This is a genomic window from Kribbella rubisoli, from assembly GCF_004217145.1.
GTDB classification, from domain to species: Bacteria; Actinomycetota; Actinomycetes; order Propionibacteriales; family Kribbellaceae; genus Kribbella; species Kribbella rubisoli.
The window spans coordinates 124891-148530 of record NZ_SHKR01000011.1; the positions used below are offsets into that span (position 1 = coordinate 124891).

The window sequence follows — 23640 nt, forward strand, 5'->3', positions numbered from 1 at the left end:
GAATACGGGCCGGCCGACGACCCATCAACTACTTTCCGAACGCTTGCGCCAGGCAACAACTACCAGGTCCACCAGTGCGACCACCCCGAGCGCCCCGAAGGTGATCACCCAACCCGCCGGGAGCTCGTAGACGACCGACAGCACCACGGCCGCCGCGAACAGCACCACCCCGAACGCCGCCAGCACGATCCGCAGCGTCAACGCACTGCGAGGCGGCGGCGGCTCACCGGTCACGGCAGGCCCCATGACCCGCCGCGCCGGAGGCGTGGCATCAATACAGCCATAAACCGCTTGTACTCCTAGGGTGCCTTGCGCAGCCAGGTCTCGACGCCGGCGATGTGAGCGGTCATCCAGGCGCGGGCCGCCTCGGCGTCGCCGATCTCGATCGCGTCGAGGATCGCAGCGTGCTCGGCAAGCGTGCGCCGGACCGCGCCGGCCTGGGTGACACCGCGCCAGATCCGGGCCCGCTGGGTCGCGCCGGAGATGCCGTCGAGCAGTGAGCAGACAACCTGGTTCCCGGTCGCCTCGGCGATCGCGCGATGGAACCGCAGGTCGTTCGCGACCAGTTCCTCGACGTCCGCGTCGGGCGTGAGGTCGCTGGTCAGCAGCCGTAGCTCGATCACCTGCTCCTGGCTGATGCGGGTTGCTGCCAGCGCAGCGACTCCAGGCTCCAGCAACCGCCGTACCTCGAAGAACTGCAGGACCGAGTCGTCGCGGTGCAGGTCGACCATGAAGTTGAGCGCATCGAGCAGATGCGCCGAGTCGAGGCTGCTGACGTACGTGCCGTCGCCATGCCGGACGTCCAGCACGTTGACCAGCGTGAGCGCCTTGACCGCCTCGCGCAGCGAGTTTCGCGACAGGCCGAGCCGCGCGGCCAGATCCGCCTCTTTCGGCAGTCGATCCCCCGGACCCAGTTCCCCTGAGGTGATCATCCCTTTGATCTTGACGATCGCCTCATCCGTCAACGCCATCCAGTCAGTATGCCGCCCAGTGCCCTGCGTCGGAGGTTGTTTGAGTGATTGCGGTGTCCAGGTGCGTGCATCGTGGTGCCGGAGGGGCAGCCTCGATGTTTTTCCATCGTGGCTGTTCCTCCGGTGCCGCGAGGTGCGTGCCTGGGCGCCGCAAGCGCCAAAGAACCTCCGACGCAGGGCACTAGCATCGGTTCATGACCACCTCCGGTTACTCCGGGAAGCCGCTGGCCGCGAAACTCGGCATCAAGCCCGAGCACGTGGTCCTGCTCGACAACGCGCCGGACGGCTTCACGATCGAAGGATTGCCGGCCGGTACGACGCTCGCGCGCCGGGCGGGCCGTTCGTCGTACGACGTCGTGGTGATGTTCTGCCCGGACCGCTCGCGGCTCGCGAAGCGGCTGCCGGTGCTGCTGGCGAAGACGGTGCCGGCCGGGATGATCTGGGCCGCCTGGCCGAAGCGGTCGTCCGGGGTCGCGACCGACCTCGACGAGAACGGGATCCGCGAGCTCGCCCTCCCGCTCGGCGTCGTCGACGTGAAGGTCTGCGCGATCGACGCGACCTGGTCGGGTCTCAAGCTGGTCCGGCGGTTGACGAACCGATGAAGACCAATCATGCCCAGGTGGACTGATCTGGAGCGTGACCTTGGCCACACTTTTGCGCGGTTGTGATCATCACCGGGGGCGAGTGGACAACTGCATACAGTGGGCAGCTACGCTCAACAGGCCCTGTCCGAGACATCGGAACAGGCCCCGGAAAGCCACATCTGCAAGGGGTCCCGGAGTCCCTGCCGTTGCTCTCCGCACCGACAGGTGGTGAGAGGCGGGCGTGTGGCCTGAAACACCTTTGTGAGCAGTGTTTCAGGCGCCGACGGATCGACTCGCCGGAGCCCGACCACTCGACACACTGGTCCGGTGGTCCCGGGCTGTGGAAGTGGTCCCCCTGCTATTAGCCTTTGCTTGGGACACCACCCATAACATCTGAATTAACCGTGCTACCGGACCCGAAATCGGAAGAGGCGAACTGCCAAGTGGCCACCGAGCCATCAGACACCAACCCCCTAGCAGCCTTCGGTGCGAACGAATGGCTGGTCGACGAGCTGTACGAGAAGTACCAGCAGGACCCGAATTCGGTGGATCCGGCGTGGCTCGACTTCTTCAAGACGTACAACCCCGACGGTGACGCGAAGCCGGTGACGACGACCCCGGCCGACGCTCCCAGGCCCGACGCTCCCCGACCTGACGCGGTGTCCGACAACAAGACGCCGGAGGCGCCGAGCCGCGGCAGCGCGCCGTCCGTGCCGGCTTCGAACGCTCCTGCCGCTGCCGCGGCGCCGCAGTCTCCCGCTACGCAGACGCCGGCTCCCGCGCCCGCCGCCGTACCGCAGAAGGCAGCCCCGACCGGAGGCACGGTGAACCAGCCGACCACCGCCCAGCCCAAGCCTGCCGCCCAGCCCGCGGCCGCGGCGACCGGCGAGGCCGAGCGGAAGATCCTGCGCGGGGCCCCGGCCCGCACGGCGCAGAACATGGAGACCAGCCTCACGGTCCCCACCGCGACCAGCGTCCGCCAGGTCCCGGTCAAGCTGCTGATCGACAACCGCATCGTCATCAACAACCACCTCAAGCGCGCCCGCGGCGGCAAGGTGTCCTTCACGCACCTGATCGGCTGGGCGCTGGTCAAGGCGCTGAAGACGCTGCCGGAGATGAACGCGTCGTACGACGAGACCGACGGCAAGCCGACCCTGGTCAACCCGGCGCACATCAACCTCGGCCTGGCCATCGACATGCAGAAGCCGGACGGTACCCGGCAGCTGCTGGTGCCGTCGATCAAGGCCGCCGAGACGATGACGTTCGCCGACTTCTGGATGGCCTACGAGGACATCGTCCGCCGGGCCCGGGACAACAAGCTCGCGCTGCCCGACTTCCAGGGCACGACGATCAGCCTGACCAACCCCGGCACGATCGGTACGCAGCACTCGGTGCCGCGGCTGATGACGGGCCAGGGCTGCATCATCGGCGTCGGCGCGATGGAGTACCCGCCGGAGTACCAGGGTGCGGCCGACGAGACGATGGCCAAGCTCGCGGTCAGCAAGGTGATGACGCTGACCTCGACGTACGACCACCGGATCATCCAGGGCGCCCAGTCGGGTGAGTACCTGCGCCGCCTGCACCAGCTGCTGCTCGGCGGCGAGGGCTTCTACGACGAGATCTTCCAGTCGCTGCGGATCCCGTACGAGCCGATCCGCTGGGCCGCCGACCTCCCGCACAGCCACGAGGAGGACATCAGCAAGCAGGCCCGCATCCTCGAGCTGATCCACGCCTTCCGGGTCCGGGGCCACATCATGGCCGACACCGACCCGCTGGAGTACAAGCAGCGCAGCCACCCCGACCTCGACGTCGCGACCCACGGCCTGACGCTGTGGGACCTGGACCGCGAGTTCGCCACCGGCTCGTTCGGCGGCGACCGGCGGTTCATGAAGCTGCGCGAGATCCTCGGCATCCTGCGCGACTCGTACTGCCGGACCACCGGTATCGAGTACATGCACATCCAGGACCCCGAGCAGCGCAAGTGGCTGCAGGAGCGGATCGAGCGGCCGCACACCAAGCCGCCGCGCGAGGAGCAACTGCGGATCCTGGCCAAGCTGAACGAGGCCGAGGCGTTCGAGACCTTCCTGCAGACCAAGTACGTCGGTCAGCGGCGGTTCTCGCTCGAGGGCGGGGAGACCACGATCCCGCTGCTCGACGAGCTCTGCGAGGAGGCGGCCGGCGCCGGGCTGGAAGAGGTCGCGATCGGGATGGCCCACCGCGGCCGGCTGAACGTGCTGGCGAACATCGTCGGCAAGTCGTACGGCCAGATCTTCCGCGAGTTCGAGGGCAACATCGACCCGCGGACCGTGCAGGGCTCCGGTGACGTCAAGTACCACCTGGGCGCCGAGGGCGAGTTCGTCTCGGAGTTCGGCGACAAGATCAAGGTGTCGGTGGCGGCGAACCCGTCCCACCTGGAGACCGTCGACCCGGTGCTCGAGGGCATCGTCCGGGCCAAGCAGGACATCCTGGACCGCGGCGCGGCCTTCCCGGTGCTGCCGGTGCTCGTCCACGGTGACGCGGCCTTCGCCGGCCAGGGCGTCGTGGCCGAGACGCTGAACCTGTCCCAGCTGCGCGGTTACCGCACCGGCGGCACGATCCACGTGATCGTGAACAACCAGGTCGGCTTCACCACCTCGCCGGCCTCGTCCCGCTCGTCGATGTACTCCACCGACGTCGCGCGGATGGTGCAGGCGCCGATCTTCCACGTCAACGGCGACGACCCCGAGGCGTGCATCCGGGTCGCCGACCTGGCCTTCGAGTACCGGCAGGCGTTCAACAAGGACGTCGTCATCGACCTTGTCTGCTACCGGCGCCGCGGTCACAACGAGGGCGACGACCCGAGCTTCACCCAGCCGCTGATGTACGACCTGATCGAGCAGAAGCGCTCGGTTCGCAAGCTGTACACCGAGGCCCTGATCGGTCGTGGCGACATCACGATCGAAGAGGCCGAGCAGGCGATGATGGACTTCCAGCACCGGCTGGAGCGGGTCTTCGCCGAGGTCCGCGAGGCGAAGAACCAGCCGGACACCCCGGCGCCGTACGTCACCGCACCGGTCTACCCGGACAAGCCGGAAGGCCCGGACGCGACCGCGACCACGCCCGAGGTGCTGAAGAAGATCGCCGACGCGCACACCACGCTGCCGGCCGGCTTCACCGTGCACCCGAAGGTGATGCCGCAGCTGCAGCGCCGGGCGCACGCGATCACCGAGGGCCCGATCGACTGGGCCAGCGCGGAGATCACCGCCTTCGGTTCGCTGCTGCTCGAGGGCCGGCCGGTCCGGCTCGCGGGTCAGGACAGCCGCCGCGGGACTTTCGTGCAGCGCTTCGCCGCGGTCATCGACCGGGTCAACGGCCAGGACTACGTCCCCCTGCAGAACCTGGACGAGGGTCAGGCGAACTTCTACGTCTACGACTCGCTGCTCAGCGAGTACGCCGCACTCGGCTTCGAGTACGGGTACTCCGTGGCGCGGCCGGAGGCGCTGACCCTGTGGGAAGCGCAGTTCGGCGACTTCGTCAACGGCGCCCAGTCGGTCATCGACGAGTACATCTCGTCCGGTGAGGCGAAGTGGGGCCAGAAGTCCGGTGTCGTGCTGCTGCTTCCGCACGGCTACGAGGGCCAGGGCCCGGACCACACCTCGGCCCGGATCGAGCGGTTCCTCGCGCTGTGCGCGGAGAACGCGATGACGGTGGCCCAGCCGTCGACGCCCGCGTCGTACTTCCACCTGCTGCGCCGGCACACGCTCGGCGAGGAGCACAACCCGATGGTCGTGTTCACGCCGAAGCAGCTGCTGCGGCGCAAGGAGGCGGTGTCGCGTCCGGAGGAGCTGACCCACGGCACCTTCCGGCCGGTCATCAACGACACGGAGGCGGAGGCCAACCCGGCGACCGTCGAGCGGGTCGTCCTGGCTTCGGGCCGGATCGTGTACGACCTGCTCGCCGAGCGCAAGCAGGTCGAGCCGGACAAGATCAGCACCGCGATCCTGCGGGTCGAGCAGCTGTACCCGCTGCCGGCCGAGGAGATCGCGGCCGCGCTGGCGAAGTACCCGAACGCGACCGAGATCCGCTGGGTGCAGGACGAGCCGGCGAACCAGGGTCCGTGGCCGTTCATGGCGCTGAACCTGACCGAGCACCTGGGCGGCAAGCCGTTCTACCGGGTGTCCCGGCCGGCGATGGCTGCCCCGGCGGTCGGCTCGCACGGTGTCCACGGCACCGAGCAGACGACGCTGCTGAAGCAGGCGTTCAGCTGACGTGTACTTCACCGACCGCGGGATCGAGGAGCTCGAGAAGCGGCGTGGCGAGGAGGATGTCACGCTCGCTTTCGTGGCCGAACGGCTGCGTGAGTTCGTCGACCTGAACCCAGAGTTCGAGACCCCGATCGAGCGCTTCGCCACCTGGCTGGCTCGACTCGACGACGAAGACGACTGAGTAGTCTGAACGAATGCCCTTCGCCACGCAGCCCGTACGCCGGGTCGCCGCGGCGGAGGGCATTCGTCCGTCCGGGCAGTGGCCGCACACGATCCCCGCGGTCCGCCAGCTCCTCACCGACGGCCTCGACCTCGACCCGGGCGTGACGTTCCTCGTCGGCGAGAACGGCGCCGGAAAGTCGACGCTCGTCGAGGCGATCGCCGTGGCGTTCGGCCTGTCGCCCGAGGGCGGCTCGACCGGCGCGCGACTGACCACCCGGGCAACCGAGTCACCGCTGGCCGACGACCTGCTGCTGACCCGCGGCGTCGGCGCCAAGCGGGCCGGCTTCTTCCTGCGGGCCGAGACGATGCACGGCTTCTACAGCTATCTCGAGCGCAACCCCAAGACCTCCGGGCCGCCCGATCCGGTCTTCCACGAGATGAGCCACGGCGAGAGCTTCCTCAACCTCATCAACGACCGCTTCACCCGCCAGGGGTTCTACTGTCTCGACGAGCCCGAGTCGGCGTTGTCGTTCTCCAGCAGCCTCGCTGTCGTCGGTGTGCTCAACCGGCTCGCCGAGCACGACTCCCAGGTCCTGTGCGCGACCCACTCCCCCGTCATCGCGGCCCTGCCCGGCGCCACGATCCTCGAGGTCGGCGAGTGGGGCATCCGGCGTACGACGTGGGAGGAGCTGGAGCTCGTGCAGAACTGGAAGGCATACCTGGACGCACCACAGCGGTACCTCCGGCACATCATCTAGTTCTCAGGCACCCGCGAGAGGGCGTCGGCGACCACCGCGGCCGTCTGTTGCGGCGCCTCGTCCGGGAGGAAGAACACCGCACCTGGGATCGTCACCACGGTCACGTCGGCAGCCGCCAGCAGGGTGTCCCGCTCGGTGTCGGTGAGGCCGCCGTCCCCTTTCTCGGCATGGACCACCCACACCGGACAGCCGGATGCGGCCACCTCGGCGGCATAGTCCCGGTCGGCGGCCAGGTAGTCGAAGTACGGGCCGAGCAACCGGATCGCAGCGGCGGCCTGGTTCTGCTTGAGGTCCTCGATCAGCTCCCGCTTGTGCGACGCCGGTGCCTTGGCGGACCTGGCCATCAGTGGCAGGAGCCTGAACAGAACGGCCATCGGCCAACTACCCACGCGCTGCGACGCCGACACCACGCCGCGGAAGAACGCGGCTTCGTCCGCAGTCGTCAGGCTGATGCCCAAGAGCACGACCGGCCCCCGGAAATGACCGCCCAGCAGCATCTCCAAGGCAACCGTCGCGCCGTGGGAGAAACCGACGACCACATCGCAGCTGTGCAGCTCGGCCAATTCACCGGCGCGACGGGCCAGGCCGGGAACGGAGACGTCACCCACCAGCGGAGCACCCGCCATCCCCGGGAGGGTCGTGGCCACCAGGCGGACACCGGCCAGCGCCGGCTCAGCCATCACCAGGTCGAACGACCGCGCCGCGTTGGCCCCGCCCGGCAGCAGCAGAACCGATCGCTCGGCATCGTCAGGCCCCGCGGTCAGCAGCTCCCATGCTTCCCTCATCGCTACCTCCGTAACGACGGCTCCCCTTGCCCCGAAGGTAGGACGCAGCGGTCTCACCCGGAACCCTCGGCGCCTTACGGATCCGTGACGCAGTGGCCCGACCGGTCAGGCAGCTAATCCGTGTGGGGTGGTCTGGTCCGGAGTGGCGGATCGGGCGCGAGAGAGCCGTCCGGGGCGATGTGCTCGAAGATCTGGTCGACCAGATTGAGCACGTGCGGGTCGTCGACGGTGTAGATGTGTCGCCGGCCCTCGCGGCGGGCGGTGATGATCCCGGCCAGCCGGAGCTTGCCGAGGTGCTGGCTCGCGGTGGCGATACTCACGCCGACGCGCGCCGCCAGGGTGCCGACGTCGTACTCCCCCTGCGCGGCCAGCGACACCAGGTGCAGCCGGACGGGTGCGGAGAGCATGGCGAAGGTGCCCGCGGCGGAATCGAGCTGAGCCTTCGTCGGTTCAGGGTTGGTCATCGCGCAGTCATTGTGACCGGTAGACCGGTCTGCGGACAGCTCGCCGGGCCGTCGTGATGACGGTCTCACACTTTCGCAATTGCGAAAGTATCGAAACGGTGGCAGGCTGGAACCATGTTCCGAGCGCTCCGCCCCGTGCTGTTGCTGTTCCTGGTGGCGATCCCCGCGGTCGCCCTCCGACTCACCGGTACGCACCCCCCGGCACTGGCCTCGTTGCTGATCTTCGGCCTCGCCGTGGTCGCCGCATCCTTCGTCCTGGCCTGGGCTGCCGAGGCGGCAGAGATGGACATTTCGGGCGGTCTGGCGATCGCACTCCTGGCGGTCATCGCAGTCCTGCCGGAGTACGCGGTCGATCTGTACTTCGCCCACACCGCCGGCTCGAATCCGGCCTACGTGCAGTTCGCGGCAGCCAACATGACCGGGTCGAACCGGCTGCTCCTCGGCCTCGGCTGGTCCAGCGTCGTGCTCATCAGCCTGTACGTCGCATCCCGGCGCAGCGGGCAGTCCGTCAAGGCGCTGGTGCTCGAGTCCGGGTACCGCCGGGAGCTGGGGTTCCTCGCCGTCGCCGGTCTGGTCGCGTTCGCGATCCCGGTGACCGGCGAGATCCACCTGGTGCTGGGGATCCTGCTGCTCGCCTTCTTCGGGTACTACCTGTACCGCGCGGCCACCTCCGAGCATGACGACGAGCCGGACCTGATCGGCCCGGCCGCGACGATCGGTGCGCTGCCCCGGTTGCAGCGGCGGATCACCGTGACCGCGATGTTCCTGGTCTCGGCCGGGATCATCCTAGCGGCCGCGGAGCCGTTCGCGGACTCGCTCGTTCAGGGCGGGCATGCGCTGGGGATCGACCAGTTCCTGCTGGTCCAGTGGCTGGCGCCGCTGGCGTCCGAGGCGCCGGAGTTCATCGTGGCGATCCTGTTCGCCTGGCGGGGCAAGGGCGCGGCGGCGCTGGGCCTGCTGATCTCGGCCAAGGTGAACCAGTGGACCCTGCTGATCGGCAGCCTCCCGATCGCGTACGGGATCGGTGGCGGCGGCCCGGCGCTGCACCTGGACGGACGGCAGGTCGAGGAGTTCCTCCTCACCGCCACGCAGACGCTGCTCGGGATCGCGATCCTGCTGAACCTGCGCTTCCCGCGCTGGGCGGCGTGGACGCTGCTGGGGCTGTTCGCGATCCAGTTCGCCGTGCCGGGTCAGACCGGGCGCTACGTGATCAGCGCGATCTACCTCGTGCTGGCGATCGGCGCGGCGATCCACAACCGCGACCAGGTCCTGCGGACGATCACCTCACCGTTCCGCCGTACGGAAAAGCCCGTCGACGCGGAGCCCGCGAACGCCGAACACGCCGACACCCTCCAAAACGCGTAACCCCCGCCCCCGCCCCTCCCCCCGGCGCCTTGGATGGGTTCACCCACCATGTTGTGGGTTCCCCTCCGTGGCTCCGGGGTGAAAACCCACAACCCGGTGGGTGAACCCATCCAAGGCGTGGGGAGTGGGGGGTGCGGGCGAGGTCAGGAGGCTTGCTGGGTTTCGTCGATCTCGGTGAGGAGCGGCGGGCGGTTGCGGCGCTCCTGGGGGCCCGGGCGGCCGCGGCGGCGGCCGTAGAGGAACTTCTCGCCGGCGGCGGTGCCGGTGAACTTCGTCCGGCGCGCCCACTCCCGGCACTCCTCGATCACGGGGCACGAGGTCAGGCAGAGCGCCTGCGCCTTGCGCTGCTCCCACTGGGTCGCGGTCTCGTCGTACGACGGCGCCTGTCCGACGCACGCGGCCTTCGTCATCCAGCGGTCGGCCGGGTCAACGATCACCGTCAAAGTAGGCCTCATGGGCTCCTCGTTCCTCATCGATCGGGCGGATCGGTAGGAACAGACTGAACCCGTCGCGTTGCCCCGGTGCGACGCCAATGTTTCCGGCATGAAACGTCAGTGCCGGACGAGGCGGATCTCACGTAGATCGAAGTAGGGATCGTGCTTGCCGACGCCGTCCGGCGCGAACCCGTGCCGCCGGTAGAAGCCGAGCGCCTGCTCGTTTCCCTCGAAGACCCAGAGAAACGCGGGCTGTTTGCCGACGGCAACATCCAGCAGGCGGGTGCCGAGTCCGGTCTTCCAGAACGCCTGCCGGGTGTAGATCGCCTCCAGCTCGAACGGCACCGGCGCGTCCTCGTCGCGGCCCGGGCCGATGCCGACGAAACCGGCCACGCGGTCCTGGACCGGCGCGTCCGGATCCGGGTTCACCGCGATCCAGCGGCGCCGGCCCTCACCCAGGGGTGTGGTCCAGCGTTCGATCCGGCGTTCGAGGTTCGACGTACGCTCACCGAGCAGGTCGGCCGGCACGAGCCCGGCGTACGCCTCCCGCCAGCAGAGCAGGTGACACCAGGCCGCGGCCTCGGCGTCGTCGGGCGTGACCGGGCGGATCTCGGGTTGCTGCACTCAGACAGTAAAGACGATCTTGCCGAAGACGTCGCCTGCGTTCATCTTCGCGAAGCCGTCGCGGGCGTCCTCGAGCGGAAGGATCGAGTCGATGTGCGGCGAGATCCCGGCGGTCGCCATGAACTGCATCAGCTCAGCCAGCTCGGTCCGCGTACCCATCGTCGAGCCCTGGACGCGCAACTGGAGGAAGAAGATCCGGTTCAGCTCGGCGGACTTCGGCGCCTGGCCGCTGGTCGCTCCGGAGATCACCAGCGTGCCGCCCTGCTTGAGCGACTTGAGCGAGTGCGACCAGGTCGCCTGCCCGACCGTCTCCATCACCGCGTCGACCCGCTCCGGCATCCGCGCGCCCGACTCGAATGCCTCGTGCGCGCCGATCTCGACGGCCTTGGCCCGCTTCGCCTCGTCCCGGCTCGTCGCCCACACCCGCATCCCCGCGGCCCGTGCCAGCGTGATCAGCGAGGTCGCCACGCCGCCGCCGGCACCCTGCACGAGCACGGTGTCGCCCGGCTTCAGCCCCGACTGCGTGAACAACATCCGGTACGCCGTGAGCCACGCCGTGGGCAGGCACGCCGCCTGCTCGAAGCTCAGCCCGGCCGGCTTCGGTACGACGTTCCGCGCGGGTACGGCGACCTTCTGCGCGAGCGTGCCCTGGTACCGCTCGCTCAACAGCGAGCGCTTCGGGTCGAGCGTCTCATCGCCCTTCCACGCCGGGTCCGAGACCACCGCGTGCACGACCACCTCGTTGCCGTCCGGGTCCACGCCGGCCGCGTCACACCCGAGGATCATCGGCAGGTTCTGCTCGGCCAGCCCGACCCCCTTCAACGACCAGAGATCGTGATGGTTGAGCGCCGTCGCCTTCACCTCGATCGTCACCCAACCCTCGGGGACCTCGGGCTCGGGCCGCTCCCCCACCTCCAGCGCGGAGATCGGGTCGTCGGCGTCGAACTTGGCGGCATAGGCAGCAAGCATGCTGACCACCTTAGACGCCCTTCCTCCGCGCCACGGACCAGAGCTTGTGGAGCTCCTGGGCGTACTCCGGGCGGGCCGCCAGGATGCCGCCGGACTCGGGCCACACGGTTTCGTTGCCGTTGTCATCGAGGAGGACGCCACCGGCTTCCCGGACGACGAGCGCGGAGGCCAGGTGGTCGATAGGGCTGAAGCGCTCGATCACGGCTCCGACGCCGCGACCGGCCGCAGGACCGGCGAGGGTGAGGGTCCCGGACCCCATCACCCGAAGAGTGCAGAACCGGTCGCGGAGCCCGTCGAGGAAGAGGTCCATGCCGGGCCACGGCGAGTGGTTCAGCAGTTCGGTGCTCACGATCCTCCCCTCCAGACCCGACTCAGCACGGTCCGAGGTCTGAAGTTCGAGGGGCCGCCCGTCGAGTTCGGCACCCTTGCCCGCGACAGCGGCGAACACCTGGTCGCGCCAGACATCGCCCACCACGGCAACGAACGGCTCGCGGTCGATGGCCAGGGCGAGCGAGAACGCCGTCCACGGCACGCCGTTGGCCAGGTTCGCGGTCCCGTCGACGGGGTCGACGTACCAGCAGGGAACCCCTGGACGGGCCACGCCACCCATTTCCTCCCCCACGACGAGGTGGCCGGGGAGCCGTTCGGCAATGACCTTCCGGACATGCGCTTCGACGGCGAGGTCGACGGCTGTCACGTGGTCCGCGGCGTTTGCCTTCGTACGGACGTCGCCGAGGTCGGCATTGCGGGTGAAGTCGTTGGCCCACCGCGCGAGTTCGCCGGCGACGGCAATAGCCTCCACAAGCTCGTCATCTGTGAGCTTGACCGGCCGGGGCGCTTCTTCCCAGGACGCCCGGCCTTCGGCGACGACCTTCCGGAGTACGCCGAGCCGGTTGGTCGTGACGACGTCCGCGCCGAGGGCGAGGACCCAGCGCATCGCGTCCTCGTCGTCGACCGTCCAGCAGGCGACATCGAGTCCCGCACGATGGACGACGTCGATGAGCTCGGCGCTGAGGAGGAGGTACTCCGTGTTGACGACGTCGGGCCGCAATTCCGCGAGGACGTCCGCGGACGGCAGGTCGCGGCGGTCCCACGGGAGCCAGATGCTCGCCTCCGGGTCGAGCGCCCGGACGGTCCTCAGCGCCTCCAGCGCGCCGCACCAGGCGACCCGTACTCCCGAGCCCAGCACGACCCGCATCGCGGCATCGACGATTTCCGGCGTACTGCTGTCGATCAACAGAGTCGACGACGTCCCGGCCGCGAGGGTGAGAACGTCCGCGAGGAGCGGGATGCGGTTCTCGCCCTCGCCGAGCGCCGCGACGTCGGCCCAGTCGACCTGCGAGACCTCCCGGTCGAGACCCCACAGACGCTCGAGGGTCTCGTCGTGCAGAACTACGACGCGACCGTCCCGGGTCACCCGGACGTCGATCTCGATGAACTCGGCGCCCGCGTCGATGGCCGAGCGCACCGCCGCGATCGTGTTCTCCCGGTGCCGTTCGACATCGCCTCGGTGTGCGGTGGCAGTACTCATTCCGCCGTTCCCTGGCCGACGAGCTGACCGTCCTCGAACTCGAGCCACTTCTCGATCCGCGCACAGCCGGAAGCGCCGACAGCGGGCGGGACACCGGTCACATACGCACGCAGTACGGCGTCCTCGCGGCGCAGATGCAGCTCGGCGAAATGCCCACGCGGGACGACCCGTTCGACGGTCGCGGCGAGCCCGCGAGGATGCGTCTCGGTCCCGAAGACGACATCCTCGGGACGGATCCCGACCACGCCCGGGCCTGGCACGACCCGACCGTCCTTGATCGCGCCTTCGAGCCGGTTGAGACTCCCGATGAACGTCGCGACGAACTCGGTGGCCGGCGTTCCGTAGAGGTCGGCCGGAGTACTGAACTGTTCGATCCGGCCGTTGTTCATCACCGCGATCCGGTCCGAGACCGACATCGCCTCCTCCTGGTCGTGGGTGACGATGACGGTGGTGATGCCCAGCCGCTGCTGGATCTCGCGGATGTCCTCGCGGACCTTCACGCGCAGCTTCGCGTCGAGGTTGCTGAGCGGCTCGTCGAGCAGCAGCAGTTCCGGCTCCTGGACGAGCGCCCGCGCGAGCGCCGTCCGTTGCTGCTCACCGCCGGAGATGCGCGCCGGGCGCGAGTCCTTGTGGTGCAGGAGATTCACCAGCTCGAGGGCGGCGTCGACGCGTTCGGCGATCTCCGCCTTCGGCCGCTTGCGCAGCTTCAGCGGGAAGGCGACGTTCTTGGCCACGGTCATGTGCGGCCAGAGCGCGTAGTTCTGGAACACCATCGCGCTCGGACGGTGCTCGGGCCCCAGGTGCACGACCTCGCGGCCGCCGACCTTGATCGAGCCCGCGTCCGGGGTGAGGAAGCCCGCGATCATCCGCAGCGTCGTGGTCTTCCCGCAGCCGGACGGGCCGAGCAGCGAGACGAGCTCACCCGGGCGGACCGTCATGTCGAGGCTGTGGATGATGCTCCGGCCGCCGAGCACCTTGTGCAGGCCTTCGATCTCGAGGCCGCCGGAATCTGATGTGGTCATGGTGCCCTTACTTGATCTGGAAGCCCTCGGCGAGGTGGCCGCCGACGATGTGCTTGTGCGCGGCCAGCAGCAACGCGACGGAGGGGATGGCGAGCAGGATCGAGAAGACCGCCGCCACCTGGGTCGGGTAGTTGAGCACGAGGCTGTACATCTGGGTCGGCATCGTCATGTAGTCGGGTGCACCGACCAGGTACGTGCCCTGGGCCTCGTCGAACGAGGACAGGAAGCTCATGATCGCGGCCACCAGGATCCCCGGCAGGGCCATCGGCAGCGTCACGCTGAAGAAGGTCCGCAGCTTCGATGCGCCCGCGTCCCGCGCGGCCTCCTCGAGACTGCGCGGTACGGCGGCGAACGCGGCGGCCGGGATCCAGGTCATGAACACGACCGTGCCGAGCACGTGGACGACGAGGATGCCGAGGATCGTGTTCATCAGGTTGAGCGCGTAGAACAGCGCGGCGAGCGAGACGAACAGCCCCATCTTCGGGAACGAGTTCGCCGCGAACACCCCGATCAGGAAGAACCGCCGGCCCGGGAACTCGAAGCGCGCGAACGCGTACGCGGCCGGCAGGCAGATCACCGCGGAGACGAGCACGGTGATCGGAGCGAAGAACAGCGAGTTCTGTACGGCGACCCCGAGCGCCCGATCGCTGAACACGACGCTCCACCACCGGAAGGTCCACGCGTCGGGGAGCAGGTCCGGGTACGTCCAGCTCGCCGCGAACGCCCGCATGGCCAGCCACAGCAGCGGCCCGATGATGAACAACGCCAGGAGTGCGGCAAGCAGGACGACCACGCCGCGAGACAGTGCCCTGGGCATCAAACCGCCCCGCTTTCCTTGGCCGAGCGGAAGTTCGCCCAGACGTACACCGCCGCGATCCCGGACGCGATCGCGAACACGATGAAGGCGATCACAACGGCCTGCTGCGGCTGGTTGAACGCGGAGAAGTAGTTCGACATGTCGACCCCGAGCATGTTCGGCGAGTTCGGGCCGGTGAAGTACGGCACGGTGAACGAGCCGAGGATGCCGATCGCGGTGAACGTCGTCGCGATGATGATCGGCACACCCGCCATCGGAACCACGACGCTCCCGACCACCCGCCAGAACGAGGCGCCGGCGTCGCGCGCGGCGTCGATCATCGCCTGCGGGACGGCCTGCAGCCCCGAGGTGACCAACAGGGTCGCGAACGGAAGCGACGTCCACACCGAGCCGATGACGACGGTCACCAGCGTGTAGGACCAGACCGGGAAGCCCAGTCCGAGGTTGGCCGCCACACTGCGCAGGAAACCGTTCGCGGAGTAGAAGCCGAGGATTGCCCAGGAGGCGATGACCACCGGGATGAACAGCGGGATCACCGCTAGCGCGGACAGCAGTTTGCCGATCAGCCCGCCGGAGAACTTCAGGTACAGCCCGATGCCGACCGCGAGCAGGATGACGACGGTGGTGCTCACGACCGTGACGACGACCGTGACGACCAGATCGCCGAGGAACCGTGCGTTCGTGAACATCTCGGCGTACGCCGACAGCGTCGGGACGATGCCGTGCGCCGTGTGGACGTTCTGGCCGATGAGCGCGACGGTGCGGTTGAGACCGCCGGTGAACCCGAGGCTGAAGCCGAACGCGAGGACGACCGGGAAGCCGATGAAGAACGCGATCAGCACCATCGGCGGGAGCGCCATCAGCAAGCCCCGGGTCTGGCCCGCCGCCGCGGGGGCAGCGGGCCGGACCACGACCGCGGGGCGGGCTTCGACCTCTGCCGTCACTTGCCGGGGACCTTCTGGTCCCAGAGCTGGTTGAGGTCCTTGGTCATCGAGTCGAAGTAGCCCTTGCGCAGGTTGTTCGTGTCGGCGTTCGCGAACTTGGCCTGCAGCTCCTGCGGCAGCTTGTCGATCGAGATCGCCGGGTAGCCCGAGATGTCCTTGACGATCATCGCCTGCTGCTCGGGCTGCTCGACGAAGTTCACCAGCTTCAGCGCCGCGTCCTTGCTGGGGCTGTTGGCCGGGATGCCGAGGTACGCCGCTCCGCCGGTGAAGGACGGGTCGGAGATCTGCGTGGACTTTACCGTCGCGGGGATCGCGCCGTTCGCGACCGCCGTCGTGAACATGTCCGACCACACCGGCGCCATCGAGATCTGCCCGTTGGCGAGCAGGTCCAGCACCTGCTGGTTGCCGTTGGGGTAGACGCCCTTCTGGTACACGTACGGGTTGAGACCGTGCAGCGTCGCGAAGCCCTGGTCCCAGTTGGACTCCAGCCCCTTGTCGTAGCCGACCGTCATCTTCTGCCGGGCGTCGGCGGGGACGTACTTGTCGAGCACGGTTGCCACGAACGATCCGCCGGAACCGCCCGACTTGGGCGAGTTGTAGGTGAACTTGCCCGGGTGCGCCTTGATCCACGCGAGCAGGTCGTCCAGCGTCTTCGGCGGGGCCGGGACGGCCTTGGTGTCGTAGGCGAGCAGCACCGAGGATCCGCGGTACGGGATCCCGCCGGTGCCGCCGGCCTTGACGACGTCGGCCGGGATGTCGGCCAGCGCGGAGATCTTCGAGGAGTCCGCCGGCTCGAGGAGGTTCGCGGTCGATGCCTTCGGCACGAAGCCGCCGTCGACCACGTCGAAGCCGGGGTCCTTCTTCTGCGCGACCGACGCCGACAGTTTCGCCATCGTCTGGGCGTCGTGCTCGCCGTGCAGGTCAAGTGTGACCTGCACCTTGTAGCCGGGGTTGGCCTTCTCGAACGCCGGGCCGAGGTCGTTCGCCCAGAGCTTCTGGATGTTCGTGTCGCCGCTGATGAAGACCCTGACCGTCTTCACGTCGCCGGCCCCGCCACCCTGCGCGGCGGTGCTGCTCTTCGCACACCCACCCAGTGCGAGGGTCGCGGCGACAACCGCCGCGACGGCTCCGAATGCGGGCCTGAGCTTCATGGAAGCCTCCAACCATCGGTCCTTTGCGGAATGCCCGGCGGGCAAAACCACGCCAATGGTGGCTGCGGCGGTTTCTTAAGTCAATAGGTTTCCAAGAAGCGTTTGATAACTGGCGGAAAACAACCAACGACGCCGAGGGAAAGTTGCTCTGAGCAACACTTCGGGGTCAGGCCGGACGGGCCACCCCGTCGGTCGCGGCGGCTGCGGCGACCGCGGCGGCGACCGCGGGGGCCACGCGCTCGTCGAACGGGGACGGGATGATGTAGTCGGGCCGCAGGTCATCGGCCGAGATCAGCCCGGCGAGGGCGTTGGCGGCGGCGAGCTTCATACCCTCGGTGATCCGCGACGCGTTGGCGTCGAAGGCACCGCGGAAGATCCCCGGGAATGCCAGCACGTTGTTGATCTGGTTCGGGAAATCCGAGCGGCCGGTCGCGACCACCGCGGCGTGCCGGTGCGCGATATCCGGGTGCACCTCGGGATTCGGGTTCGCCAGCGCGAAAATCATCGCGTCGGGGGCCATTTTCGCGACGGCCTCCTCCGGCACGGTTCCGCCGGAGACGCCGAGGAAGAGGTGCGCGCCTTCGAGCGCGTCGACCAGCCGGCCCGACAGGCCGCCGGTGTTGGTGTCGCGGGCGAGCGACAGCTTCACCGGGTTGAGGTCGGCGCGGTCCTCGTGCAGCACGCCCTTGCTGTCCACCACGGCGAGGTCGCCGACGCCGGCCTGCAGAAGGATCCGCGCACAGGCCACCCCGGCCGCACCGGCGCCGGAGATCACCACCCGGATATCCTCGATCGACTTGTCCGTGACCCGCAGCGCGTTGCGAAGAGCCGCGAGTACGACGACCGCCGTACCGTGCTGGTCGTCGTGGAAGACCGGGATGTCGAGCCGCTCCTTCAGCCGGCGCTCGATCTCGAAGCAGCGCGGCGCGGAGATGTCCTCGAGGTTGATCCCGCCGAACGTCGGCGCCATCCGCGCGACCGTCTCGACGAACTCGTCCACATCTGTGCAGTCCAGCGCGATCGGCACCGAGTCGACACCGCCGAACTCCTTGAACAGCAGGGCTTTGCCCTCCATCACCGGCAGCGACGCGGCCGGGCCGATGTCGCCGAGCCCGAGGACGGCGGTGCCGTCGGTGACGACAGCGACCACGTTGGACTTCCACGTGTACCGGCGTACCAGCGAGGGGTCTTCGGCGATCGCGGTGCAGACCCGTGCGACACCGGGCGTGTACGCCTTGGAGAGGTCATCTGCATCGCGGACGTGGATCGAGGACGACACCTCGATCTTGCCGCCGCGGTGCAGTTCGAAGACGGCATCACCCGCGAACGGGTCGGAGACAGGCGATTCAAGGGGTTGGGCGACCATGGACGGACCCTTTCGGAAGACTTGGATTCAGTGTTCAGAAGCAGGGGATCGCCCGTGCGGAAAGTAAACCACAGACCTCACTGGTCTGCTGTGAGGGGTCCCACACCCCCCTCGTGTGCCAGGATGCGGGATTCACAATCCCTGTCGAGGAGAACTCGCGATGAATTTCGTCCCCACTCTCCGCAAGACTCGAGCCGCTGTCGCGCTGGCCGCCGTACTCGGACTGTCCCTGTCCGCCTGCGGCAGCGACTCGGGCAGCGGTGGTTCCGATGACAAGGCCAAGGCGGCCGGCATCACGCTGGTCAAGCCCGGCAAGCTCACCGTCTGCACCCACCTGCCGTACAAGCCCTTCCAGTACAAGGACGGCACCGACGTCGTCGGCTTCGACGTGGACCTGCTCAACCTCGTCGCCGACGACCTCGGCCTGAAGCAGGACGTGGTGAACATCGAGTGGGCCCAGGTGACGTCGGGCGCCGCGTTCCAGGCGAAGAAGTGCGACATGGGCATGGGCGCGATGACGATCACCAAGGAGCGTCAGGCCGCGATCAGCATCACCGATCCGTACATGGACGCCACCCAGGTGCTGATGGCGAAGAAGGACTCCGGCATCAAGTCGCTGGCCGACCTGCGGGGTAAGAAGATCGGCGCGCAGGCCGACACCACCGGCAAGAAGTACGCCGACGAGAACGCCGCGGCCAACGGGTACACCGTGATCCCGTTCAACGACCTCGCGCTGCAGGAGAACAACGTCAAGTCCGGCCGGGTCGCCGCCGCGATCAACGACAACGGCGTGCTGTACGACTTCGTCAAGGACAACCCGGACATGGCCGTGGTCGCCGAGTTCAACACCGGTGAGCAGTACGGCTTCGGAGCGCTCAAGGACGGCAGCGGCCCGAAGCTGGTCTCGAAGTTCAACGAGCTGCTGGCCAAGGCCAAGTCCGACGGCAAGTACAACGAGATCTACAAGAAGTGGTTCGGGGTTGAGCCGCAGAAGTGAGCACCTCGACCGACACACCTGTTGAGCGGAAGGGGCTGAGCCCGCGCCGGCGGGCCCAGCGCTCCCGCTGGATCCAGTACGCCGTACTCGTCGTCCTGATCCTGGTCGCCGTGTTCGTCGCGAACTGGCACCAGATCGGCAGCGTGTTCTTCAAGCCGGAGTTCATCAAGTCGACGTTCACCGACGGCGTGCTCAAGGCCCTGCTGAAGACGCTCGAGTACACGGCCGGCGCGTTCGTGATCGGTCTGGCCGGCGGCACGTTGCTCGCGCTGATGAAGCTCAGCCAGGTCGGCCCGTACCGGTGGATCGCGACGGCGTACATCGAGTTCTTCCGCGGTCTGCCTGCGATCGTGGTGTTCATCGCGTTCAGCCTGCTGCCGCTGGCGTTCCCGGGTATGACGATCCCGTGGGACCCGTACGGCGTGGTGTGGCTGGCGCTCGGGATCGTGGCATCGGCGTACATGGCCGAGGTGATCCGGGCCGGCATCCAGGCGGTGCCGAAGGGACAGGTCGAGGCGGCCCGGTCGCTCGGCATGCCGGCCGGGCTGGCGATGCGGAAGATCGTTCTGCCGCAGGCGTTCCGGATCGTGCTGCCGCCGTTGACGAACGACCTGATCCTGCTGGTGAAGGACTCTTCGCTGGTGTTCATGATCGGCGTCGCCGCGGACGGGTACGAGCTCACCGGCTTCGGCCGGGACCTGGCCAACACGTACTCGAACCTGACCCCGATCGTGGTCTGCGGCTTCTGCTACCTGGTCATCACCCTCCCGCTGGGCATCCTGGCCCGTAGACTCGAGGCCCGAACGGCGAGGACGCGCTGATGGCACTGGTAGAGATCAAGAATCTGCACAAGTCGTTCGGCACCAACCACGTCCTGCGTGGGATCGACTTCACCGTCGAGCAGGGCGAGGTGGTCTGTGTCATCGGTCCGTCCGGATCGGGCAAGTCGACACTGCTGCGCTGCGTGAACCTGCTCGAGAAACCCCAAGAGGGGCAGGTGATCGTCCGCGGTGAGGACATCACCGACCCGGACTGCCATCTGGATGCGGCCCGGCAGCAGATCGGGATGGTGTTCCAGCAGTTCAACCTGTTCCCGCACCTGTCCGTGCTGGCCAACTGCACCGTTGCCCAGCGCACCGTTCTGAAGCGCGGACCGCAGGACGCGGACCGGATCGCCCGCGCCAACCTCGAGCGGGTCGGGCTGAGCGACAAGATCCACGCGTACCCGGCGCAGCTGTCCGGCGGCCAGCAGCAACGTGTCGCGATCGCGCGGGCGCTGTCGATGGACCCGGCGCTGATGCTGTTCGACGAGCCGACGTCCGCGCTCGACCCGGAGCTCGTCGGCGACGTCCTCACGGTCATGCGCAAACTCGCTCTGGACGGGATGACGATGCTCGTCGTCACGCACGAGATGGCCTTCGCCCGGGAGGTGGCCGACCGGGTCGTGTTCATGGACGCCGGCGTCATCGTCGAGCAGGGCCCGCCCGCCGACGTGATCGGCAGCCCGAAGGAGGAACGCACCCGCACCTTCCTCCGCCGCGTTCTCGACCCGACACACGTCGAACCGGCCTGATCGTCACGCTGCGTGCCCGGGTGATCGACGGGCCGCAGCGTGACGGGCGGTGACGACTACGAATAGGTCTCCTTTCCCGGTTGGTCCGTGCGCTGCCCGCAGGTCGCTGTGTCAAGATGCGGACACATGGCACCGGGGCCGACCGGTGCCCGGGTTTGGAGGACCTAGATGTCTGTCCTGCGTAGGACACTCGCGTTGTCCGGTGTCCTGGTTCTCGCCGCCGCCGGTTGCGGTTCGAACTCTCTCGAAGGTGGCTCGTCCACCTCACCGTCGAGCGCCCCCTCCAGCGCTCCGTCGAGCGGCCCGTCCAGCAGCGGCCCGGATCTGAGCGGCTCGCTGCCGCCGAAGATCAAGTCGGCCGGGAAGATCGTCGTCGGCGTGGACGCCAGCTACCCGCCGAACGAGTTCCTGCAGGGCGGCAAGACCGTCGTCGGCATGGACGTCGACCTGTTCAACGCGGTGGCGCAGAAGTTCGGCGTCACGGTCGAGTGGCAGCCGGCCGGCTTCGACACGATCATCACCGGCGTCCAGAGCGGCAAGTACGACGTCGGCGTCTCGTCGTTCACGATCAACGACAAGCGCAAGGCGCAGGTCAACATGGTCAGCTACTTCAACGCCGGCACGCTGTGGGCGACCGCGAAGGGCAACCCGAAGGGCGTCAAGGCCGACGACGCGTGCGGCAAGACCGTCGCGGTGCAGAAGGGTACGACGCAGCTCGAGGACGACATGCCGAAGCGGCAGGCCGCGTGCAAGGCCGCCGGCAAGCCGGAGATCAAGCTGGTCGTCCGGGAGAAGCAGGACCAGGCCACCGCGGACCTGGTCGCCGGGAAGGCCGACGCGATGCTGGCCGACTCCCCCGTCGTGCTGTACGCGATCAAGCAGACCAACGGTCAGCTCGAGCAGCTCGGTGACATCTACGACGCCGCGCCGTACGGCTATGTGATCCCGAAGGCGGAGACGGCGTTCGCGCAGTCGATCACCGAGGCGCTGAAGGCCCTGAACACCGAGGGCACCTACAAGAGCACGCTGCAGAAGTGGAACAACGACTCGGGTGCGCTCACCGACTTCGCCGTGAACCCGTGAGGCTCCGATGAGCACTGACACAACCGAGACCCGGCCGGCGGACGCGAGCCCCGATCGGCCGGGGGCGATCAACGCCGTACCGGTCCGGCATCCCGGCCGCTGGGTCGCGATCGCCGTGATCGTGATCCTGGCCGGGATGCTGGTGCACCTGCTGGTGACGAACAAGGCCTTCGACTGGCGCTTCGTCTTCCAGGCGATGAACCAGCAGCCGGTGATCCACGGTTTCCTCAAGGGCACCTTGCTGGTCACCGTGCTGTCGATGATCGTCGGCGTCGGCGGTGGCGTCCTGCTGGCCGTGATGCGGCTCTCGGACAACCCGATCCTGGCCGGGGTGTCGTGGGTGTTCACCTGGTTCTTCCGGAGCATCCCGCGCTACATCCTGCTGTTCACGATGGGCACGCTGGGGATCCTGTTCCCGCAGGGCATCGCGTTCGGGATCCCGTTCGACTGGAAGATCATGGACTGGCTCGGGATGTCCGGTGACTGGCGGTTCTTCACCCTCGACGCCAACCAGGTCTTCACCGGCATCGTCGCCGGTGTGATCGGGCTCGGGCTGTCCGAGGCGGCGTACATGGCCGAGATCGCGCGCGCGGGCATCATGAGCGTCGACAAGGGCCAGGCCGAAGCGGCCGAGGCGCTGGGGATGAGTAGCGGCAAGGTGATGCGCCGGGTCGTGCTGCCGCAGGCGATGCGGGTGATCGTGCCGCCGACCGGCAACGAGACGATCGCGATGCTGAAGGACACGTCGCTGCTGCTCGCCGTACCGGTGATCGCCGAGCTGTTCTACCAGCTGCAGTCGATCGGCAGCACGTACTACAAGACATTCCCGATCGCGGTCGCCGCGACGCTGTACTACCTGGCCGCGACCAGTGTGTTGATGGTCGGCCAGTACTTCCTCGAGCGGCACTTCGGTCGCGGCTTCGGGACCAAGGCACCGCGCGCCGCGCGGCCGGCCGGGGCAGGAGGCGCCTGATGCCGCTGGTTCACGCGGTCAATGTGACCAAATCGTTCCACCACAACGAAGTGCTCAAAGGCATCGATCTCGATGTCGATCGCGGGCAGGTGGTGTGTCTGCTCGGGCCGTCGGGTTCGGGCAAGACGACGTTCCTGCGCTGCATCAACCAGCTCGAGACGATCGACGGCGGCCGGATCTGGGTCGACGACGAACTGATGGGGTACGCCGACCGCGACGGCAAGCTGTACCGCCTGAAGAACAAGGAGATCGCGGCGCAGCGGCGCGAGATCGGGATGGTGTTCCAGCGGTTCAACCTGTTCCCGCACAAGACCGCGCTGGAGAACATCGTCGAAGCGCCCACCCAGGTCAAGCGTGAGTCGAAGAAGACCGCCCGCGAACGCGCGATGAAGCTGCTCGACCGGGTCGGGCTCGCAGATCGCTGCAACGCCTACCCGGCGCAGCTGTCCGGCGGTCAGCAGCAGCGGGTGGCGATCGCGCGGGCGCTGGCGATGCAGCCGAAGCTGATGCTGTTCGACGAGCCGACGTCGGCGCTCGACCCCGAACTCGTCGGCGAGGTGCTCGCGGTGATGCGGGAGCTCGCGCTCGAGGGGATGACGATGATCGTGGTCACCCACGAGATGTCGTTCGCCCGCGAGGTCGCCGACACGGTCGTGTTCATGGACGGCGGCGTGGTCGTCGAGGCCGGTCCGCCGAAGGACGTCATCGGCAATCCGCAGCACTCCCGCACCCAGGCGTTCCTCTCGAGGCTCCGCTCGGAGCACGAACACCCCTGATTTCAGGGGATTTCCCGCGGTCGGCCCCGTTCGCCGTGCATCAGCGT

The 23640-nt window shown here is 68.1% G+C and carries 24 protein-coding genes; 11 read left to right on the forward strand and 13 right to left on the reverse strand.

Going from position 1 to position 23640, the window contains the following annotated elements; genetic code table 11:
* Positions 1 to 24: 24 nt before the first annotated feature.
* Together EV645_RS03210 and EV645_RS03215 are read right to left on the reverse strand one after the other, a co-directional pair.
* A complete protein-coding gene (locus tag EV645_RS03210; protein ID WP_130439575.1) occupies positions 25 to 234 on the reverse strand; it encodes a DUF6343 family protein in 210 nt (69 codons plus the stop codon).
* A 65-nt stretch (positions 235 to 299) separates the two neighbouring features.
* The gene (locus tag EV645_RS03215) at positions 300 to 971 is read right to left on the reverse strand and encodes a FadR/GntR family transcriptional regulator (protein WP_130439577.1); all 672 of its coding nucleotides are present in this window, start codon (positions 969 to 971) and stop codon (positions 300 to 302) included.
* Between the two features lie 194 nt (positions 972 to 1165).
* Between EV645_RS03215 and EV645_RS03220 the strand changes: the two genes are divergently transcribed.
* From EV645_RS03220 to EV645_RS03230, 4 genes are all read left to right on the forward strand, one after another.
* A complete protein-coding gene (locus EV645_RS03220) occupies positions 1166 to 1573 on the forward strand; it encodes a DUF3052 domain-containing protein (RefSeq protein ID WP_130439579.1) in 408 nt (135 codons plus the stop codon).
* Between the two features lie 425 nt (positions 1574 to 1998).
* Entirely contained in the window at positions 1999 to 5802 is a 3804-nt protein-coding gene (locus EV645_RS03225; protein ID WP_130439581.1) for a multifunctional oxoglutarate decarboxylase/oxoglutarate dehydrogenase thiamine pyrophosphate-binding subunit/dihydrolipoyllysine-residue succinyltransferase subunit, read from the forward strand.
* A gap of 1 nt (position 5803) precedes the next feature.
* Positions 5804 to 5980, forward strand: coding sequence for a DUF6104 family protein (locus tag EV645_RS42130; protein WP_165546322.1), 177 nt, complete (start codon positions 5804 to 5806; stop codon positions 5978 to 5980).
* A gap of 13 nt (positions 5981 to 5993) precedes the next feature.
* Complete coding sequence (locus tag EV645_RS03230; RefSeq protein ID WP_130439583.1) at positions 5994 to 6719, forward strand: AAA family ATPase; 726 nt, start codon at positions 5994 to 5996, stop codon at positions 6717 to 6719.
* On the opposite strand, the gene EV645_RS03235 is transcribed toward EV645_RS03230, so the two are convergent.
* Positions 6716 to 7504: an alpha/beta fold hydrolase gene (locus EV645_RS03235; protein ID WP_130439585.1), complete on the reverse strand. Its 789-nt coding sequence runs from the start codon at positions 7502 to 7504 to the stop codon at positions 6716 to 6718. The two genes, EV645_RS03230 and EV645_RS03235, sit on opposite strands and share 4 nt — an antisense overlap.
* A gap of 113 nt (positions 7505 to 7617) precedes the next feature.
* The gene (locus EV645_RS03240) at positions 7618 to 7968 is read right to left on the reverse strand and encodes an ArsR/SmtB family transcription factor (RefSeq protein ID WP_130439587.1); all 351 of its coding nucleotides are present in this window, start codon (positions 7966 to 7968) and stop codon (positions 7618 to 7620) included.
* Between the two features lie 114 nt (positions 7969 to 8082).
* On the opposite strand from EV645_RS03240, the gene EV645_RS03245 reads away from it, so the two are divergent.
* Positions 8083 to 9333: a sodium:proton exchanger gene (locus tag EV645_RS03245; RefSeq protein ID WP_130439589.1), complete on the forward strand. Its 1251-nt coding sequence runs from the start codon at positions 8083 to 8085 to the stop codon at positions 9331 to 9333.
* A gap of 143 nt (positions 9334 to 9476) precedes the next feature.
* Here EV645_RS03245 and EV645_RS03250 read toward each other — a convergent pair whose 3' ends face one another.
* From EV645_RS03250 to EV645_RS03290, 9 genes are all read right to left on the reverse strand, one after another.
* Positions 9477 to 9788 (reverse strand): WhiB family transcriptional regulator, encoded by a 312-nt coding sequence (locus EV645_RS03250; RefSeq protein ID WP_130439591.1) that lies wholly within the window; start codon positions 9786 to 9788, stop codon positions 9477 to 9479.
* A gap of 96 nt (positions 9789 to 9884) precedes the next feature.
* Positions 9885 to 10391 carry a GNAT family N-acetyltransferase gene (locus EV645_RS03255; RefSeq protein ID WP_242000180.1) on the reverse strand — a complete coding sequence of 169 codons (507 nt, stop codon included), beginning with the start codon at positions 10389 to 10391 and terminating at the stop codon, positions 9885 to 9887.
* Entirely contained in the window at positions 10392 to 11360 is a 969-nt protein-coding gene (locus tag EV645_RS03260; protein WP_130439593.1) for a zinc-binding dehydrogenase, read from the reverse strand. It lies immediately after the preceding gene.
* 10 nt (positions 11361 to 11370) lie between these two features.
* Positions 11371 to 12891, reverse strand: coding sequence for an inositol monophosphatase family protein (locus tag EV645_RS03265; RefSeq protein ID WP_130439595.1), 1521 nt, complete (start codon positions 12889 to 12891; stop codon positions 11371 to 11373).
* Positions 12888 to 13913 (reverse strand): ABC transporter ATP-binding protein, encoded by a 1026-nt coding sequence (locus EV645_RS03270; RefSeq protein ID WP_130439597.1) that lies wholly within the window; start codon positions 13911 to 13913, stop codon positions 12888 to 12890. Before EV645_RS03270 ends, EV645_RS03265 begins: the two co-directional genes overlap by 4 nt.
* A 7-nt stretch (positions 13914 to 13920) precedes the next feature.
* Positions 13921 to 14730 (reverse strand): ABC transporter permease, encoded by an 810-nt coding sequence (locus tag EV645_RS03275; protein WP_130439599.1) that lies wholly within the window; start codon positions 14728 to 14730, stop codon positions 13921 to 13923.
* Positions 14730 to 15674 carry an ABC transporter permease gene (locus tag EV645_RS03280; protein WP_198681443.1) on the reverse strand — a complete coding sequence of 315 codons (945 nt, stop codon included), beginning with the start codon at positions 15672 to 15674 and terminating at the stop codon, positions 14730 to 14732. Before EV645_RS03280 ends, EV645_RS03275 begins: the two co-directional genes overlap by 1 nt.
* Positions 15671 to 16825, reverse strand: coding sequence for an extracellular solute-binding protein (locus EV645_RS03285; RefSeq protein ID WP_130439601.1), 1155 nt, complete (start codon positions 16823 to 16825; stop codon positions 15671 to 15673). The genes EV645_RS03280 and EV645_RS03285 overlap by 4 nt, the downstream gene beginning before the upstream one ends.
* A 166-nt stretch (positions 16826 to 16991) precedes the next feature.
* Positions 16992 to 18191 (reverse strand): NAD(P)-dependent malic enzyme, encoded by a 1200-nt coding sequence (locus tag EV645_RS03290; protein WP_130439602.1) that lies wholly within the window; start codon positions 18189 to 18191, stop codon positions 16992 to 16994.
* Between the two features lie 160 nt (positions 18192 to 18351).
* Here EV645_RS03290 and EV645_RS03295 point away from each other — a divergent pair, with 160 nt between their 5' ends.
* From EV645_RS03295 to EV645_RS03320, 6 genes are all read left to right on the forward strand, one after another.
* Positions 18352 to 19188: an ABC transporter substrate-binding protein gene (locus EV645_RS03295; protein ID WP_130439604.1), complete on the forward strand. Its 837-nt coding sequence runs from the start codon at positions 18352 to 18354 to the stop codon at positions 19186 to 19188.
* On the forward strand, positions 19185 to 20009 hold the full coding sequence (locus EV645_RS03300) for an amino acid ABC transporter permease (RefSeq protein WP_130439606.1): 825 nt from the start codon (positions 19185 to 19187) through the stop codon (positions 20007 to 20009). The genes EV645_RS03295 and EV645_RS03300 overlap by 4 nt, the downstream gene beginning before the upstream one ends.
* Positions 20009 to 20761: an amino acid ABC transporter ATP-binding protein gene (locus tag EV645_RS03305; RefSeq protein WP_130439608.1), complete on the forward strand. Its 753-nt coding sequence runs from the start codon at positions 20009 to 20011 to the stop codon at positions 20759 to 20761. Before EV645_RS03300 ends, EV645_RS03305 begins: the two co-directional genes overlap by 1 nt.
* 168 nt (positions 20762 to 20929) lie before the next feature.
* Positions 20930 to 21844 (forward strand): ABC transporter substrate-binding protein, encoded by a 915-nt coding sequence (locus EV645_RS03310; protein WP_130439610.1) that lies wholly within the window; start codon positions 20930 to 20932, stop codon positions 21842 to 21844.
* A gap of 7 nt (positions 21845 to 21851) precedes the next feature.
* The gene (locus EV645_RS03315) at positions 21852 to 22817 is read left to right on the forward strand and encodes an amino acid ABC transporter permease (RefSeq protein ID WP_130439612.1); all 966 of its coding nucleotides are present in this window, start codon (positions 21852 to 21854) and stop codon (positions 22815 to 22817) included.
* A complete protein-coding gene (locus EV645_RS03320) occupies positions 22817 to 23593 on the forward strand; it encodes an amino acid ABC transporter ATP-binding protein (RefSeq protein ID WP_130439614.1) in 777 nt (258 codons plus the stop codon). The genes EV645_RS03315 and EV645_RS03320 overlap by 1 nt, the downstream gene beginning before the upstream one ends.
* Positions 23594 to 23640 lie beyond the last annotated feature (47 nt).

Excerpts from the sequence above, each read along its gene's own strand:
- EV645_RS03245 (WP_130439589.1), top strand. The coding sequence starts at position 8,083 with ATGTTCCGAGCGCTCCGCCCCGTGCTGTTGCTGTTCCTGGTGGCGATC.
- EV645_RS03220 (WP_130439579.1), top strand. The coding sequence starts at position 1,166 with ATGACCACCTCCGGTTACTCCGGGAAGCCGCTGGCCGCGAAACTCGGC.
- EV645_RS03250 (WP_130439591.1), bottom strand. The coding sequence starts at position 9,788 with ATGAGGCCTACTTTGACGGTGATCGTTGACCCGGCCGACCGCTGGATG.
- EV645_RS03230 (WP_130439583.1), top strand. The coding sequence starts at position 5,994 with ATGCCCTTCGCCACGCAGCCCGTACGCCGGGTCGCCGCGGCGGAGGGC.
- EV645_RS03285 (WP_130439601.1), bottom strand. The coding sequence starts at position 16,825 with ATGAAGCTCAGGCCCGCATTCGGAGCCGTCGCGGCGGTTGTCGCCGCG.
- EV645_RS03290 (WP_130439602.1), bottom strand. The coding sequence starts at position 18,191 with ATGGTCGCCCAACCCCTTGAATCGCCTGTCTCCGACCCGTTCGCGGGT.
- EV645_RS03275 (WP_130439599.1), bottom strand. The coding sequence starts at position 14,730 with ATGCCCAGGGCACTGTCTCGCGGCGTGGTCGTCCTGCTTGCCGCACTC.
- EV645_RS03315 (WP_130439612.1), top strand. The coding sequence starts at position 21,852 with ATGAGCACTGACACAACCGAGACCCGGCCGGCGGACGCGAGCCCCGAT.
- EV645_RS03310 (WP_130439610.1), top strand. The coding sequence starts at position 20,930 with ATGTCTGTCCTGCGTAGGACACTCGCGTTGTCCGGTGTCCTGGTTCTC.
- EV645_RS03270 (WP_130439597.1), bottom strand. The coding sequence starts at position 13,913 with ATGACCACATCAGATTCCGGCGGCCTCGAGATCGAAGGCCTGCACAAG.
- EV645_RS03260 (WP_130439593.1), bottom strand. The coding sequence starts at position 11,360 with ATGCTTGCTGCCTATGCCGCCAAGTTCGACGCCGACGACCCGATCTCC.
- EV645_RS03320 (WP_130439614.1), top strand. The coding sequence starts at position 22,817 with ATGCCGCTGGTTCACGCGGTCAATGTGACCAAATCGTTCCACCACAAC.
- EV645_RS03265 (WP_130439595.1), bottom strand. The coding sequence starts at position 12,891 with ATGAGTACTGCCACCGCACACCGAGGCGATGTCGAACGGCACCGGGAG.
- EV645_RS03295 (WP_130439604.1), top strand. The coding sequence starts at position 18,352 with ATGAATTTCGTCCCCACTCTCCGCAAGACTCGAGCCGCTGTCGCGCTG.
- EV645_RS03215 (WP_130439577.1), bottom strand. The coding sequence starts at position 971 with ATGGCGTTGACGGATGAGGCGATCGTCAAGATCAAAGGGATGATCACC.
- EV645_RS03235 (WP_130439585.1), bottom strand. The coding sequence starts at position 7,504 with ATGAGGGAAGCATGGGAGCTGCTGACCGCGGGGCCTGACGATGCCGAG.
- EV645_RS03305 (WP_130439608.1), top strand. The coding sequence starts at position 20,009 with ATGGCACTGGTAGAGATCAAGAATCTGCACAAGTCGTTCGGCACCAAC.
- EV645_RS03240 (WP_130439587.1), bottom strand. The coding sequence starts at position 7,968 with ATGACCAACCCTGAACCGACGAAGGCTCAGCTCGATTCCGCCGCGGGC.